Source organism: Streptococcus himalayensis (genome assembly GCF_001708305.1).
GTDB lineage: Bacteria > Bacillota > Bacilli > Lactobacillales > Streptococcaceae > Streptococcus > Streptococcus himalayensis.
The window spans coordinates 1958558-1973859 of sequence record NZ_CP016953.1 but is presented as its reverse complement, the minus strand read 5'-3'; the positions used below and the strand labels follow the sequence as shown (position 1 = coordinate 1973859).

The following is a 15302-nucleotide window of genomic DNA, read 5'->3' as shown; positions in this document are numbered from 1 at the left end:
ATCAAGGCTTTCAGACCGAAGACAAACTAGCCCTTAAACTAGTTTGTCTTTTTGTTTGCTGTGTTATTTTTGAAAAAAGTAGTCTAAAAGAGTAGATTAGGGCAACATAAAAAGGCCTTCCTGCCCTCATTTTCACCAGTTTTTTGAGATTAAGGCACGCCAAAGTCAGCCCAACCTTATCTCGCATTTTGGTCTTACCAATTTCTCTTGTATAGCGGAGATTATGGTATTCTTTAGCCGTCCCAAAGAGTCGCTCTATCGTCTCCTTGCGATGCTGATATCGCTCTTTCATCCCTCTTTGGTGGCGAATCTCTTCACAAATCTCCATGTAACCTTTCCAGATATGTCTGGTGACTAGCTTCTGCTTGGTCTTACTTTCAGTACAACTCTTTAGGAGTGGACAAGTTGCACAAATCTTAGGGTTACTCTTGTATTCTCGATAGCCAGAACGGTTGGTAGTGCTGTAAGACAAGACTTGGTTTTCAGGGCAGAGGTAGACGTCATAATGCTCGTCATAAATGAAATCATTCGGTCGTAACATGCCCTTCTTGCCACGAGGTCTGGTGTAGGGAAAGACAGGTGTGATATGCTGGTCCAGTAGACATTTGGCAATACTGGGAGTTTTATAACCAGAGTCAGCGATGATATAGTTGGGGTGAAACGGTTCTAGCTTTGCGAAAAGAGCAGGGAAAGCTTGACTATCATGGACATTGCCTGCTTCAACAGTATAGGCTAATGCCCAACCGTGTTTGTCGCAAGCCACCTGTGCTGCATAAGCGAAAACCTCCTTATGCTCCCCCTTATGAAACCAACCACTATCAGGGTCAGTCGTGGACATCTTTTTAGTGTTAGCCTCGCCTTTTTCGGCGGGCTTTAAGGGCTTTTTTTCATGTGTTACCCGATCTTGTGCGATTTCTTTTTCGAGTTGTTCACTCATCCATTTAGCTTGAGCCTCGACCTCTTGTCGTCTGTATTTATGGTTGTTGGCAGCTGCTTTGATGTGCGTTCCGTCGATGAAAATCTCATCTGTGTCCACTAATCCAGCAGTCAAACAGAGATTGAGGACATGTTCGAAGATACGCGTGATCACTTCTGTTTCAGCGAAACGAAGACTGTAGTTTTTACCGTATGTGGTAAAATGAGGCACCTTATCGTCCAGACTCAAGCCCAGAAACCAACGATAGGCAACATTGACCTCAATGTCCTTGATGGTCTGACGCATGGAGCGAATGCTATAGAAGCACTGAATCAGAGGGATTTTGACCAGCATAACAGGGTCAAGGCTAGGACGACCCTTGTCTGAGGAATAACTATCCTCCACCAAGTCATAGATGACAGAAAAGTCGACAGTTTCCTCCAACTGACGCAGAAAGTGGTCCTTTGGAACTAACTCTTCAAGCGTATAGAAGCCTACTTGACGACGGTTATAATCGGGATTTTCTTTGTGAAACATAGCCAACACCTCACATTCTTCTTACCTCTATTATACTCCTTGACATCAAAAAAAGCCCTCAGAAACAAGTGTTTCTAGGACTTTGTCTTCAATCTGAAATGACCTCTAGGTCATAAAGGTCATCAGGACTGAAAATAAGTTTTCCTCCTTGTCTTTCAAATGTATGGTAGTTGTCTTTTTCAATCAGGTTGACCATTTTTTTAATCTGATCATAGGTCTTGTCTAATTTTTGTTTTGCCTCTGATATGGTATAAGAATCCAATATGAGTTGTTCAGATGGTTGTTCTAAAATAGCCTTCTGTGGTTGTTTATTAGATACTGCAATGACTGGTGTATCGGTTAATGGTGACATTTTTATAAAGGCTTCATTGAATGAAAAACCTTTGTCAAATGGAACATTAGGAGAGAAAAATTCTCGTGCAATTTCTCCAGCATTAGCAATATAGCCTCGTCCAATAACCTTCTTTCCATCAATCTCATCAATGTACTTAAATTCTTTGTTTTTGTTAGCATCACCGTACATCATGGTGTATCCTGTATCTTCTAAGTGTCCCACTGAAAGACGTTTCATAAATTGGTCACGCAAGCTAGTTTTGATATACTCTCCATCAGGGCGTTGCATAGCCATGATAACGAAGATACCTGCTTGGCGAGCTTCCAGAATGAGCTGGGTAAGATACTGATTGACCTGTTGTTGGAGTTGGTAGTTTCCTTCTAGTTTTGCCATCAGAGCCGCCCACTCATCAAAGAAGATGAATTTGGGACGAAGTCCAAACTGAGAGAAGTTCATCCCAGCTACAAAGTCTGGGTGATTTTTCATATAGCGGTAGCGTTCCTCCATTTCTTCTACGTTGTCCTTGAGACAAGTGATAATCTCCTCTTTCGTGATAAAAACATGCCCTTGAAAGATAGGGACATCTGCAAAAGAAGAGAGGTCAGACTGTTTTGGGTCACAAATATCAATATCTGCAATTGGTGCTAGTCCGTAAAGAAGAATCATAAGGAGAACCGTTTTACCGCCTCCAGTACCTCCTCCAATCAGTAAGTGTGGTTGTTTCACGTAATCCCAGTAAACATCTTTCATCAATCGTAAGCCTTGCTTGGTCATTTTGACCTCTGAGAGGTTGAGACGACCTGCAAATTGGTCAATGGCAATAGTGTAAGTCACATAGCCTTTAGAGAATTTCTTACCTGTAAAATCGCCATCGTGTTGAATTTCAAGGGTATTTCCTAAGGTTAGGAACTTATCTTGAAACTTGTTTCCTTGAAGGATAAAGGACGCTTTGAGGTCAAATTTACTTTGTTTAAGATAAACTTTGGGAAGGACAATCTTTTCTCTTGTCTGATTATCTCTCTTGATTTTCTTAGAGAGGTAATAGCCATTTTCAAGAAGAAAATTAGCCATAATGCGTAGGCTATCTAGCTTAGAAAAAGCCAATAAATGACTGTAGCAGTAGCGCTGGAGCATAAAGCTGACCACCAAACTACCGAGTAATAGACTTCCTGTTAGTAGTACATAGAAGATAGGCTGATTGAGCAGGTCTTGATAGTTTAGACCAAGAAAAAAGCCACATCCCAAGAGATATGGCAAGTAGAAGAGGGCAAACGTTATCCCTCTAATATGTTTATGGTATTTTCGTACTCTCCGCCCTCGGTTGTGCCAGAACCTCATTCTTTAGCCTTTCCTTGGTCTGGTTTAGGTGCAGGTGCATTTTTCTTGGCAATGCTTTGAGCAAAGAGTTTATAAACCCCGCCAGAAACAGCTGAATAGGTGACAATGATACCTGAGAGTTCGACTTCATCACCGAATTTCAGACCAAGAGCTTCAATTTCGCTTGGTAACATCCCAATGATTGAGAATTCTTCTGTTCCGTGTTGGATGCTTGATTTAATCGCTACCTTGGTAGATAGGATTTCACCTGTTGGAATTTGTGGGTAAGTCCCATCTTGGTTACGGGGCTGAGTGGTATCATTTTCATATTTTTGTTCCACTTCATTAATGCCTCGCCATGTCAGCTTGCCAAAGACTTCATCGACTTTGAGAGCTGGTGTAATATCTAAATAACGTTTATCAGTAATATCTACTTTATCAAATTTCAATCCAACTTTTGCCATATTATTTTTCCTAGTATCTTTCTATTTTTGTTAGGGGAAGTTATTTCTTAACCACAATCTTTTCAGCAAATACATTAAGAGCAGGTGCCATGTCACGACCGTTGATGGTATCTGGGTAGAAAATAGGATTGACCAATTCAATCTCAGCGTCTTCTTCAAAGACCTCAGCCGTAGCAGGTGTGATGACGTAAAATTGTAGGTGTTTTTCATTGACTACTTCATGACGTTGGAATTGTCCCTGCTTGCCAAAGACAGTACGTGGGGCAGTCCCTTGTTTTTCATAAATGGCTGTGCCAATAAAATCAGGGTTCATTTTGAGCGTTTCTTTAATCATAGTGTTATTCCTTTCAGAGTCATAAAAAAATCAAGCCATAGCTTGATGAGAGTGATAATATTGTGTAATTAAACGGCGATAGTAGTTACCGTAAAAAGTTAATTCCCCTTGAGGGTAATGAGCTTTTTTTAAACACTTTAATTGATCGCTTAAGTGTTCCAAAGTATCTACATACAAGAGCCTCAGTAAGTGTTTATCATAACCATAGACACCTGCTGAGAAAGTAAAATTGGTATAAATCTGTTTTAGTTTCTGTTCACAATAAGTCATAACTTCCTTTCTAAATAGTAAAAGCTACTAGTAGAAGGCGATGTCAGACTAGTAGCTTATGTGTTAAGAGATGAAACTTGCTCGAAGATTTCCCGTCTTGTCATGGCAAGTCTTCATCAATGGTTATTTGGTTGAGAAAGAAAAGCATTCTTTCTCACGGTGGCAACGTTTAGCAAGGTGCATTACATCAATTACCATCGCTTTCCCAGCCAATCCGCCAGACCGATACTCGTGTCTCGAAGATTCTCTTATGCGTTAGTCGCAAAGCCAGTTCACTTTACTATTCGGAAAAGTGCGAAAGTCCGATATGCGTGTGGATATCTACATTGATGCAGAATCCAACTCCAACCAGTACACGGACTTGACATTATTATGCAAACAAGATACAATATAGATACGAAGTATATTGTGTGTGTTTGTCGGTCAGTCCTCTGGTTGTCAGACGCACATTTTTTATTAGAATTTCAAGGAACATTTTTTGGTTTCAAAGAATGCTTATTATTTTTTGAAAAGCAAGTAACCACTGGTTACATTTATATTGTAACCTATGGTTACATCTTTGTCAACAATTTTATCAAAAAAATTTAAAAATTTTAAAAGAGGTTAACTATGGGATTCCCAGAACGCTTAAAAGCACTACGCCTAGAGGCGAATTTAACTCAAAAAGATGTGGCGGATACACTAGGTATATCACGTCCTGCATATACTTATTGGGAAAAAGGTGAAAAGGTACCAACACCCGATAAACTACTTGCAGTAGCAAAATTATTCAACGTATCAACTGACTATTTGTTAGGTAATTCTGATTATAAGACTCTTGAAGATGAACAATTGTCTGATGTTGAAATGCTTTTTAGAGCTACATCACTAGAAATGACAGAAGAAGAAAGAGCTGTTTTTAAGCAAGAATTGGTTGAATTTATGAAGGAACGCCAAAAACTTTTTGGCGAAGACAAAAAATAATTTACTATTTACTCCCATTTTTCAATTTATTTTACGAATGATAAAGTAGGAAGAAAAAAGTGAGAATCAACCAATGAAATTAAAAGAACTAAGAAAAGCAAGAAAACTTACCCGAGTACAACTTTCAAAAGCTATTGGTGTCCCAGAGAGAACAATTACAAGATGGGAAAATGGTGAGACTGATATGATGTTGCAGACTGCAATTAAACTTGCGAAGTATTTTGATGTGACTTTGGATGAGTTTGTTGAGGGGGAAAAATGGAGAAAAAATATAAGCATATTGATTATGTAAAAAAAGAGGCTTGCTATAAAACGATACTCACTTTTTGTGTATCAATATTAACTAGTTTGTTGATACCATTAGTAATTTCAGTTCTTTCTAAAAGTTATGGCTTGGACTATAAAGTAGTAATCAGTACATTTTTTACAAAAGGAACTTTAGTTACAATTGTTATTTCACATGTAATTACATTTGTTATAAATGCATTGGATAGTGAAAATATTTTTTTTACACCAAAATTTTGGAAATATCAGAAGAGTAAGGATTCAAAAGAAGATTCCTATTCACTTTTCTTTGCTGGGAGTATAGGATTATTGTTGTTTGCTGTAATATTACACCTTATATTTCTTGGATACCAACCAGGTGATCCGATTATTTTACCTATCATTGCATCAACTCTATTATTTATTCTTGATATTATTTTCAACTATAGGTTAACTATAAAAAAAGAAATGACCAAAGATGACAAGTACATGTTACTAGAGTTTACTAATGATTTAGAATTTGATCAAGAGACAATGAAGAAAAATAAAGACAAGCAGAAATTTGATGGAGGAAAATTATGATGAAGAAGTTAAAGAGTATAGTAACTGGTGAAGATTTGGCTTTTGAATTCATAAAGTTTGAGCAACCTGCTGGTGAAATGTATATGGGAGTATTAGTAGCTTCAGAAATTTTTCAGATATCAAAAGTAAACAGAATATCTGAAAAATACAAAAATGAAGAATCTGAACTTAGCCGTCTTACTCAAAGAGATTTGAAAGAGAATAGAATTGCAGAGATTTCTTCATATGCGGAGAGTAATGATGTAATTTTCCCAACTCCTATCATACTATCTGGTAACAGTGACTTTGTTATTCAAGATGGTAATAAATTTTATTTCAAGGAAAGTGCAAAAGAACATTTTTCCATTATAGATGGACAACATCGCTTATATGGTATAATGAAATCAAGAAAAAAAGATGAACTTGTTTTACCTTGTATCTTAATATTTGATACAGAACCCTATGAAGATGCTTTAATATTTATTACAATCAACGGAAAACAAGTAAGAGTTCCAAGTTCTATTATTTATGAACTATTTGAAATTTCTCCCAATAGGAGTGAGGAAAAAACATTACATAATTTGGCAAAAACATTTAATAATGACGAACAATCGCCTTTTGTTAATTCTATAAAAATGTTAGGGTATAAGATGGACAACCAAGAGTTTGCTCCAATAACTCAAAGCTCATTTGTTACTCCTTTAAGAGACTTGATTACCAAAAATACACTATTTAAAAATCTATTTAGCTCTGAACAAGATGATGTAATTTATAAAATACTCTATAATTACTTTTCAGCGATTAGAGAAATCTTTGTTAATGATTGGGGGAAAAAAGAGTCTATTTTACAAAAATCAGTTGGATTTAAAGCATTAATAATCTTTCTAGATAAAGTATTAATACCTGAAGCACAAAAAAGCAGGGATTTCAGCAAAGAGTTCTTTGTTTCAAAACTAAAAAAAGTCCATAATAATATAAAGACTCCAATAACTTCACAAGACTATGGATCAAGCTATGGCGGAGCTAAAAAGATATCAGATGCGTTCAAACAAGCATTAGAAGACAATTAAGAAACAACGAACAATAATCAAGTTTTGAGTGGACACTCGTCCACTTTTTTTATATAATTTTAGTCAATTAAATAACTGACTATTTTCTGCTAACTTGTGAGGGAGGTGTACAGTGCAAGAACTTTATACTAGAGTAAACCAAGTAACCAAAAAGAAACTTTACAAATTCATTAAAGACAATGATATTTCAACCTTGAATTATAATTTCAAAGAATACTTTGAATCTTGTGTTGAAAAGTATGATATTAAAATTCTTGAACACCATTTCAGCAATAGGCAAATCGAAGGATTAACACTCATCAACAAAAGTGGTATCTCAATGTCTTATGAAAGGGAAAATCCAATTGTAAAGCAAAATTTCACCAAATGTCATGAGTTAGGACACTTTATGTTAAAACATTCTGGTAGGATGTTTACAGAAATCAGTCAACCCAGCAGTAACATCGAAGAAATAGAAGCCAATATATTCTCTGCAGTCGTCCTAATGCCAGATATCGTGCTCTTATCGAAAATATATTACCGCAGGGACCCTTTCTTTGCGGTTATGAATGACCTTGAAGTTTCCTCGATAGCCTTAAAATACCGGCTAAAGGATATTTTAAAACACTTTTTGTATACCGAAAACTTCATTATTGAGCAAGCGATTGAAAAATACTATCAAAATGATAGTAGCTGGATACTCCTATTATTAGATAGTGCCAAAGATAAAATTGAAGAGGAATATATCAAGGTTAAAGGTAACATTTTTAAGAGAATGAAAGCTGAGCTAGACACTAATCATTTTATTTCTAGCGAGAAATACCCAATCTTATTAAATGCCACCTTTAGGACAAAACTTCAAAAAGTATGTAGGAGTATCAAAACATGGGTTGAATTTGATTTTGGAAAATCAATTGGCTACGCTTGGAAGATAGAAAAAATCTCTGATAGAAAAGCTAAAAATCTAGCTAATAGAATCCTATTGTAAAAACGATTGGAGGATGGTGATGTATCAACCAACAAAACTAAAAGATAAAAGACTTGAACTAGGTCTTAAACAAGTAGAAATTGCAAACAAGCTAGGAATCACAAAACAATCCTATTTTGCTTGGGAAAAGGGAACATCAGCACCAACTAAAGAAAACCTCGAAAAATTAGAGAAGATATTGAATGTGCATCATGGCTACCTTTCCGAAGATAAGATATCTAGTGACTACAAAATGCTAAATGACATCAATAAAAAGAAGGTTGATAACTTAGTCCAAGAACTTTTGACAGAACAAAGTAATATCACAACAATTGGTGAACGTAAACTATTCATGTATAAGGTGTTTGAACAAATATCAGCTGGTGTTGGTTCTTCAATTTATGATGATAGAGAGTATAATACCGTCTATTTTGATAGAGAACTGGCCCATGACTTTGCTTCATGGATAAGTGGTGACTCAATGGAACCAACCTATAAAAATGGTTCCGTAGCACTAATTCGTGAAACAGGCTTTGATTATGATGGAGCAGTCTATGCTGTAGTTTGGAACTCTCAAACCTACATCAAAAAAGTTTATAGAGAAGCAGAAGGGCTAAGACTTGTTTCAATTAACAAAGACTATTCTGATAAAATAGCTTCTTATAATGATAATCCACGGATAGTAGGTAAAATTGTAGGAAGCTTCACACCAATAGAAAGATAAAACTTGAGTAGAAATGACATATTTGATGATAAAATAGAATTAGATTTCTTTTCAAAATCGCATCAAAGTTTGAGAGGATTTTGATTAAATTTCATGTTTATGCATTCCACTGACCTTTATTTTAATTGATATTTTATCTCTGAAAGTATTAACTCAAAAGAATGAATCAGTTTGAAAAATATAATTGAAAATAGTCGAATTTAGAAACAATAAAATTTAGAGTCATTTTATGGCAGAGGAGTAATGAATGAAGAATAGTTTAAATTTAGAAGTAGAGAAAGCGTATAAAAAAATAAGTGGGGAGAAAAACAGTTTTGGAAAGTACTACAAAACATTATTTCATGTTCACACTCCAGAATCTCATGACTATAAAGTATTTTTTGATTGGAAAGGCTATTCAGAATCAAGTTTTAAACAACTAACTATTGAAGATTACATTAATGAAATAAAGAAACAAAAATTATTTCCAGATGAATATTTTCTTACTGAAAATGGAGAAAAAGTATTTTATAGAAATTATGAAAAAAATGGTTTTAAAGATGAAATTGATATGCTTTCATTTTTAATTGTTGCACAGAGTTTATATAATCAGGGTATTTCTACAGTAGTAGTATCAGATCATAATACAATTTTGGGAATAAAAAAATTAAAAAAAGCTATTGATTTATTGAGCGATTTAAGCATTAACAAGGAAAAAATAAAAGTAATTAGTGGCTTAGAAATCTCATGTGCTGACCGAGTGCATGTCCTAGTAGCATTCCCAGAATATAAAACACAATTTATAGAAAAATGGCTAATAGACAATTTAATGAATGAAAATGAGGGAACATTTAAAGCGAGCCTCGAAGTTCTGGATACATTTTTAAATCAGGGTTTCATTACATACATTGCACATATTAATTCCTCTGATGTATTTAATGAGGGAAAACATTTCTCGAATGCCTATAAAAAAAAGCTATTTTCATCTAAGTATGCTAATTATATGGGTGTTTCAAATAGTCTAAAAATATCTCAAGTCCAAAATTTCCTGTCAAATATCAATAAAGCTTTACATCCATCATTTTTATTAGATAATGACTCTCACTGTATTGAAGAACATGATCGGAATCCAATGTGGGTGAAATTTAGTAGTAGAAATTACGAACAATTGAAAGAGGCTTTATCTGAATATGATGTTTCAGTGGAATTGGATAATCCTAGAGGTAATAATAATAAGGTAATTCGTGGCTTATTTATTCCACAAATCAAAAATTCCTTTTTATTAAATAATAACTCTGATTTTGTACTAAAATTCTCAGAATCATTAAATTGTCTTATAGGAGGACGTGGAACCGGGAAAAGTACAATTCTAGATTTACTTCAATTAATTTTGTCACAAAATGCAGATTCCAAGCAAAAATTTGAATTTTTGACCAAACACTCTAGAGTTTATGTATTATATGAAATGTTTGAAAAAGAATATATTGTAGAATTGAATTTACCTGTTCCTAGACAAGGTGAAGAAATCTATGATACTTATGGTGTTAGGACAAAAAGTACTACTAAGTTCTGGTTTTACAGTAAACTTTTAAAAACAAAAATAAAGGATTCCTATCTGTCAATTTATGAAGTATTAAACAGTAATCAATTTAAGAAGGTGAATAAGAGTGAAAAATACGATTTAGTTGATAAAATGTTTGACAACCGATACTCTGTGAATCAATTAGTAAATATTGCTAGTGATGAGAAAATAAGTGATTTTTTATATAATATATTATCTAAAGATAAGGAGTTTGCTCAATACAAATTCCAGTGTAAAATATTTTCTAAAAGTAGTATTACTTCTATTATTAGTTTAGAAAATATTAAATTAAAAAAACAAGAAAATGACTTAAAATCGGTTATTATGCCCTTTAATGAATATCAAGCTGACAAATTACAGATAGTATATAGCCAAAAATTAGATTATTATATACCAGAAAATTTTGAAAATTGGTTCTTTCCAGAGGGAAAGAATTTAAATAATCCGTTCCAAGGTTATAGGATAACACATAGAGAGATTGTTGAATATTTGTCAACAATATTTTTGAAAAGAGGTTTTATAAACTTCGTAAATATTATGAATAGCAGAGAACTTGACCAACAATTTTCTATTGAAAACTTTTCAAAAAATACTGAATTAAGTAATAACATATCACATATTGATCTAATTGAAATTGATGAAAATAATATAACCAAATTGTTTGAAAAAATTTATAACTTATGGGATAACAGTGATAATAAATTGATTCAAAGCTACCTGAATGATATTTATAATAACTGCGAAAAACTTTCTCTAGAATTTAATATTAATTCAAAAGTTACTGACGGAAGTAAGAAGCCTATATTTAAAATAGTAAGTGAGTTAAGTTTGGGACAAAAAGTAGTTGCAATGCTGGATTTTATACTTGCATATTCTGAATTTACAAATGACAATCGCCCACTACTAATCGATCAGCCAGAGGATAATTTAGATTCAAGATATATCTATAACAATTTAGTAAAAGTATTGCGTGAAGTTAAATATAAACGCCAAATAATCATTGCAACTCATAATGCAACTATTGTAACAAATGCAATGTCTGACTTAGTAGTATTGATGGATTCTGACGGAGAACATGGATGGGTAAGCCAAACGGGATATCCAAGCGAAAAGAGAATTAAAAAATATATCGTTAATTATCTCGAAGGTGGAAAAGAATCATTTGAGCATAAAGTGAAGATGTACCAAGATGTTATTGATATTCATAAATAATATAATATATAAGAAAAAATCAGCTTTTATACGAGCTGATTTTTATAGATTTTTTATGAAATTTCCAATTTCCTTAACAATCTCAGTAACCAAAGCATTTCCCATAAAGAACATACGCATTTTATCGGAAACTGCTACAATTGATCCATCGGAAAGCTTTTTATAGGCAGTCCAATTATCAGGGAAGTCTTGTAATCTTTCAGCCTCTACTGGTGTAATGAGACGGTAACGATTATTAACTTTAAGGAAGTGAGTAGACCTGTTAACTGTTCCTTCTGAAGTTAACATGGTACGGCCAGGAAGATTGAGATCATCTGTCGGTGACATCCCGCCTTCAGAATAGATGTATGAATGACCATCAGCAGAAGTTCTCTCAATTCTTTTTGGTCCTCTCAAATATTGAAATTTCTCTAATTTAGATTGGTCTGTCAAAAAGTATTTTTCTGGAACGTCTTTCTCAACTTGTAAAATTTCCCCTAGTGTAATAGGATTTTCATCATAATCAGGTTCAGTGTCAATAGAATAATATTTTCCATGTCGCATAACACCTGTATTCCAAACGGTACCTGTAAAGTTATCTGAGACTTCAACAATATCATTTGCTAATTCATAAAAGACCTGTCGTTTTTTTACTGGATAATGTTTGATAGGAAATTGGGTAGCAAATAAACCTGTATGATAGATGTAGTCATCGTATCTATTGTCATCAAATACGAGATCATTTGTTTCATATTTATTATCGATACTTTTAGCAAAGTCGGTATCATTTCGATAGACAAAGAAAAAGACACGTCGACGACGTTGACTACGGCCATATTCAGCAGCATTAATCACACGCCATTCTACAGAATAACCAAGGTTATTAAAAGCAGTTAGCATGATTGCGAAGTCACGTCCACGTTGTTTAGATGGAGCTTTTAATAAGCGGTCTACATTTTCCAAAACTAAATATTTCGGTTTAATGATACGAGTAGCCCGAATAATTTCCCAAAAAAGTACTCCTTTTTTACCCTCAATACCTTGTTCATTTTTTTTACTACGGGCCACTGAATAATCTTGACATGGAAAACCACCGACAATCATATCAGCATCCATTTCAGCAAATCTCTCATCGCTAATATCAGAAATACTAATATTGATGTTTTCACTATCTGGAAAATGATAGTCATATACTTCAAAAGCGTCTTGAGATTTACGTGAGGGTTCCCATTGATTTGCCCATTTTGTTTGGAAGTAATTTTTATCGGCATTTTCAAGACCGATACGGAACCCCCCAACTCCAGCGAACAGTTCTAGAACTTTCATTAATAACTCCTAAATTTAATAATATAACCATTATATCGCATTTTTTAAAATCGATCAAGTAATAAATTTGGTATAATGTTAATAATAAAGCTTAGGCGGTGTTGATATGGATTCTTCTCTTTTTGATTATGATGATAGTAATTTAGAAAGTATTTTGACCTATACTGAGGGTATTTTAGACAGAAAATTCTTAGAAATCATAAAGATGTATCAAGAATCCCCGTATAAAACTTATGCAGATTTTCAATCTCAAACATTTTCTAAATTTGAAAATAAAGAGCTTAGTATGAAATCTAAGGGACAATACGGTAATTATATTGAAAAGTATTTTTATGGCTATAGCCCAAACAATGATAAACAAGCTGACTTTGATAAGGTGGGTCTTGAACTAAAGGTAACACCTTTCAAAGTAAATAGAAATGGAAGTATAAGTGCAAAAGAACGTCTTGTTCTTACTATTCTAAACTATATGGAAGAGAGCTTAGATAATTTCTATTCCACACATCTTTGGGAGAAATGTCAAAAAATCTTATTACTATTTTATAATGGATTAATACCAAGTCAAACAATGGCAGACTACATCATTGAAAAAATCTTTCTTTTTGAATGGTTTGAAGAGGATATGGATGTTATTCTAGAAGACTATAAAAGAATTACCGAAAAAATCAAACAAGGTAGGGCACATGAATTATCTGAATCTGATGGCAATTATTTATCCACCTGTACCAAGGGAGCAGGAAAAGGTAAAGATTTTCGAGAGCAACCTTTTAGCGACGTACCAGCAAAACAACGTGCATGGGAATTAAAGTCTAGTTATATGACTTATCTGATTAACAATAAAATATTTAATCAGACAGAACAGGAAAGTGTTGTCTCTACAGCAAAAGGAGAAAAGAAGACTTTTACTGAAATTATTGCTGAAAAAATCCTAACATATAAAGGAATGACTGAAACTGACCTTTACGAAAAATTTTCAATTAACCCCAAAGCAAAAGGGAAGAACAGTTCGTTAATTAGGAAAATCATTGGTTTAACAGGGGATATTGAAAAAACACAGGAATTTCAGAAAGCAAATATGAATTTACGTGTTATTCGTGTTGATAAAAATGGTTTACCCAAAGAGGACTCACCCTTCAAGAATTATAACTTTAATGAATTAGTAACTAATAATAATTGGGAAGAGTCACATCCTTTTCAAGAAATATGTAATAAGCGTTTTTTGTTTGTAGTGTTTAAAGAGATTAATCCAAAAACATTTGTTCTAGATAGTATAAAGTTCTGGGGATTTCCAGATAGACAAATTGATGAAGTAAAGCGAGTTTGGCAAGAAACAAGAAATATTCTTGCTGAAGGAGTTCAATTAATACAGAGTGGAAATAAAGTATCAACCAATTTTCCACAAAGTAGAGTTAATAAAGTTATTTTTACAAAAATTCATGCTCAAAATACACTTTATGAAATTGAACCAAATAAATTCGTTGGGAAAGGTAAAGAATCAGATACAGATATTTTACCTGATGGCAGAAGAATAACTAAACATTCATTTTGGATTCCAAAGAAATTTTTGAAAGAAGTTTTGGAAAATAAATGGGATTAGGAACATATTTATTTAGAAGTTTTTTTAAGGAATTTATGGGGTTTTAGTTTTATGATTTCAATCTTTTTTTTAGAAAAATATGGATTAACACATAAAGTTGCAAGAACAGTATCTGATGCAGGGTTTAGTTTGATAGATTTTCTAATAATAGATAATACGAATATTTATTCAAAACAATTAACAAATTCAAATCGAGATAAAGTATTTAGTGCAATCCAAAAATGGTTTCTTGATGATAAAGTAGATATTGATATTTTCGATAATGTCATAATGTTAAATGCAACTAACAAATCCGTTTCAATTGAATGAATCTATAAACGGGTTAAAAAAGATAATAGAAATACAAGCTATTGAAGAGAAGGGACTAAGTGTTACTTCAAGTAAAATAAATCAACTCATAGCTGAATATGAAAGTTTAATTACAAATTCAGACGAAATAAAAATCTGGGAAGCATTTTGCTATTTGATTAAAAATACTAAAATTTCAATTCAAGATATTGAAACTCAGCAATTAGATTTAGAAAAATTTTTAGAATTGGAAAAAATGAATCTAATCTTTGTAGAGGGTGAAATAAGATACTTAAACATAAATAATTTATTTGAGAAGGATTTTTTTATTAATTATTTCAAGATTGATAAAAATATGATTCCCATGAAAGAAGATGTTATTGAGAAATTATCTTTAAATGACTATTTAAAGATAGATTTTAAAGATAAAGATTTATTTTTGCAACGAATTAATGGCTTAACATTACAAGAAATTGGTGATAAAAAAGGATTAACTAAAGAAAGGGTAAGGCAACGTTTAGCTAAAATTAGAAAAATCTACCTGCTCTAGTAGAAGTTGATACTTTCGGTGAATTATATCAAGAATATGACATTAGTAAAGATCTTTTTATCAATGTTTTCAATCAAGATGAAAGAATT

The 15302-nt window shown here is 33.1% G+C and carries 16 protein-coding genes; 10 read left to right on the top strand and 6 right to left on the bottom strand.

All coding sequences use genetic code 11. The features are described from left to right. Positions 1-10: 10 nt before the first annotated feature. From BFM96_RS09295 to BFM96_RS09275, 5 genes are all read right to left on the bottom strand, one after another. A complete protein-coding gene (locus BFM96_RS09295) occupies positions 11-1453 on the bottom strand; it encodes an IS1182 family transposase (RefSeq protein ID WP_083201781.1) in 1443 nt (480 codons plus the stop codon). An 88-nt stretch (positions 1454-1541) separates the two neighbouring features. After that, the gene (locus tag BFM96_RS09290) at positions 1542-3125 is read right to left on the bottom strand and encodes an FtsK/SpoIIIE domain-containing protein (RefSeq protein ID WP_068993351.1); all 1584 of its coding nucleotides are present in this window, start codon (positions 3123-3125) and stop codon (positions 1542-1544) included. Beyond that, positions 3122-3568 (bottom strand): hypothetical protein, encoded by a 447-nt coding sequence (locus BFM96_RS09285; protein ID WP_068993349.1) that lies wholly within the window; start codon positions 3566-3568, stop codon positions 3122-3124. Before BFM96_RS09285 ends, BFM96_RS09290 begins: the two co-directional genes overlap by 4 nt. Positions 3569-3608: 40 nt before the next feature. Next, positions 3609-3902, bottom strand: coding sequence for a cytoplasmic protein (locus tag BFM96_RS09280; protein ID WP_068993344.1), 294 nt, complete (start codon positions 3900-3902; stop codon positions 3609-3611). 30 nt (positions 3903-3932) lie between these two features. Continuing rightward, the gene (locus BFM96_RS09275) at positions 3933-4172 is read right to left on the bottom strand and encodes a hypothetical protein (protein WP_068993342.1); all 240 of its coding nucleotides are present in this window, start codon (positions 4170-4172) and stop codon (positions 3933-3935) included. Positions 4173-4781: 609 nt separating this feature from the next. On the opposite strand from BFM96_RS09275, the gene BFM96_RS09270 reads away from it, so the two are divergent. The 7 genes from BFM96_RS09270 to BFM96_RS09240 all read left to right on the top strand — a co-directional run bounded on the left by BFM96_RS09270 (position 4782) and on the right by BFM96_RS09240 (position 11473). Then, the gene (locus BFM96_RS09270) at positions 4782-5135 is read left to right on the top strand and encodes a helix-turn-helix domain-containing protein (protein ID WP_068993339.1); all 354 of its coding nucleotides are present in this window, start codon (positions 4782-4784) and stop codon (positions 5133-5135) included. Between the two features lie 73 nt (positions 5136-5208). Beyond that, on the top strand, positions 5209-5427 hold the full coding sequence (locus BFM96_RS09265; protein WP_068993336.1) for a helix-turn-helix transcriptional regulator: 219 nt from the start codon (positions 5209-5211) through the stop codon (positions 5425-5427). Continuing rightward, a complete protein-coding gene (locus tag BFM96_RS09260) occupies positions 5394-5981 on the top strand; it encodes a hypothetical protein (protein ID WP_068993332.1) in 588 nt (195 codons plus the stop codon). Before BFM96_RS09265 ends, BFM96_RS09260 begins: the two co-directional genes overlap by 34 nt. Then, complete coding sequence (locus BFM96_RS09255) at positions 5978-7030, top strand: DGQHR domain-containing protein (protein ID WP_068993329.1); 1053 nt, start codon at positions 5978-5980, stop codon at positions 7028-7030. The genes BFM96_RS09260 and BFM96_RS09255 overlap by 4 nt, the downstream gene beginning before the upstream one ends. A 112-nt stretch (positions 7031-7142) precedes the next feature. After that, positions 7143-7997 (top strand): ImmA/IrrE family metallo-endopeptidase, encoded by an 855-nt coding sequence (locus tag BFM96_RS09250; RefSeq protein WP_068993327.1) that lies wholly within the window; start codon positions 7143-7145, stop codon positions 7995-7997. 19 nt (positions 7998-8016) lie between these two features. After that, positions 8017-8700: a S24 family peptidase gene (locus tag BFM96_RS09245; RefSeq protein ID WP_068993325.1), complete on the top strand. Its 684-nt coding sequence runs from the start codon at positions 8017-8019 to the stop codon at positions 8698-8700. Between the two features lie 247 nt (positions 8701-8947). Further along, positions 8948-11473, top strand: coding sequence for a Spaf_1101 family AAA-like ATPase (locus tag BFM96_RS09240; protein ID WP_068993322.1), 2526 nt, complete (start codon positions 8948-8950; stop codon positions 11471-11473). 42 nt (positions 11474-11515) lie between these two features. Here the strand turns inward: BFM96_RS09240 and BFM96_RS09235 are convergent, their stop codons facing one another. Then, on the bottom strand, positions 11516-12778 hold the full coding sequence (locus BFM96_RS09235) for a DNA cytosine methyltransferase (RefSeq protein WP_068993319.1): 1263 nt from the start codon (positions 12776-12778) through the stop codon (positions 11516-11518). A 106-nt stretch (positions 12779-12884) separates the two neighbouring features. On the opposite strand from BFM96_RS09235, the gene BFM96_RS09230 reads away from it, so the two are divergent. Genes BFM96_RS09230 through BFM96_RS09220 form a run of 3 tightly spaced genes read left to right on the top strand, consistent with a single transcriptional unit; the run spans position 12885 to position 15213 of the window. Continuing rightward, entirely contained in the window at positions 12885-14375 is a 1491-nt protein-coding gene (locus BFM96_RS09230; protein ID WP_068993317.1) for a Sau3AI family type II restriction endonuclease, read from the top strand. Between the two features lie 51 nt (positions 14376-14426). After that, positions 14427-14684 (top strand): hypothetical protein, encoded by a 258-nt coding sequence (locus BFM96_RS11265; protein ID WP_068993315.1) that lies wholly within the window; start codon positions 14427-14429, stop codon positions 14682-14684. Next, on the top strand, positions 14653-15213 hold the full coding sequence (locus BFM96_RS09220; RefSeq protein ID WP_068993312.1) for a sigma factor-like helix-turn-helix DNA-binding protein: 561 nt from the start codon (positions 14653-14655) through the stop codon (positions 15211-15213). Before BFM96_RS11265 ends, BFM96_RS09220 begins: the two co-directional genes overlap by 32 nt. Positions 15214-15302 lie beyond the last annotated feature (89 nt).

Excerpts from the sequence above, each read along its gene's own strand:
- BFM96_RS09295 (WP_083201781.1), bottom strand. The coding sequence starts at position 1,453 with ATGTTTCACAAAGAAAATCCCGATTATAACCGTCGTCAAGTAGGCTTC.
- BFM96_RS09290 (WP_068993351.1), bottom strand. The coding sequence starts at position 3,125 with ATGAGGTTCTGGCACAACCGAGGGCGGAGAGTACGAAAATACCATAAA.
- BFM96_RS09285 (WP_068993349.1), bottom strand. The coding sequence starts at position 3,568 with ATGGCAAAAGTTGGATTGAAATTTGATAAAGTAGATATTACTGATAAA.
- BFM96_RS09280 (WP_068993344.1), bottom strand. The coding sequence starts at position 3,902 with ATGATTAAAGAAACGCTCAAAATGAACCCTGATTTTATTGGCACAGCC.
- BFM96_RS09275 (WP_068993342.1), bottom strand. The coding sequence starts at position 4,172 with ATGACTTATTGTGAACAGAAACTAAAACAGATTTATACCAATTTTACT.
- BFM96_RS09270 (WP_068993339.1), top strand. The coding sequence starts at position 4,782 with ATGGGATTCCCAGAACGCTTAAAAGCACTACGCCTAGAGGCGAATTTA.
- BFM96_RS09265 (WP_068993336.1), top strand. The coding sequence starts at position 5,209 with ATGAAATTAAAAGAACTAAGAAAAGCAAGAAAACTTACCCGAGTACAA.
- BFM96_RS09260 (WP_068993332.1), top strand. The coding sequence starts at position 5,394 with ATGGAGAAAAAATATAAGCATATTGATTATGTAAAAAAAGAGGCTTGC.
- BFM96_RS09255 (WP_068993329.1), top strand. The coding sequence starts at position 5,978 with ATGATGAAGAAGTTAAAGAGTATAGTAACTGGTGAAGATTTGGCTTTT.
- BFM96_RS09245 (WP_068993325.1), top strand. The coding sequence starts at position 8,017 with ATGTATCAACCAACAAAACTAAAAGATAAAAGACTTGAACTAGGTCTT.
- BFM96_RS09240 (WP_068993322.1), top strand. The coding sequence starts at position 8,948 with ATGAAGAATAGTTTAAATTTAGAAGTAGAGAAAGCGTATAAAAAAATA.
- BFM96_RS09235 (WP_068993319.1), bottom strand. The coding sequence starts at position 12,778 with ATGAAAGTTCTAGAACTGTTCGCTGGAGTTGGGGGGTTCCGTATCGGT.
- BFM96_RS09230 (WP_068993317.1), top strand. The coding sequence starts at position 12,885 with ATGGATTCTTCTCTTTTTGATTATGATGATAGTAATTTAGAAAGTATT.
- BFM96_RS11265 (WP_068993315.1), top strand. The coding sequence starts at position 14,427 with ATGATTTCAATCTTTTTTTTAGAAAAATATGGATTAACACATAAAGTT.
- BFM96_RS09220 (WP_068993312.1), top strand. The coding sequence starts at position 14,653 with ATGCAACTAACAAATCCGTTTCAATTGAATGAATCTATAAACGGGTTA.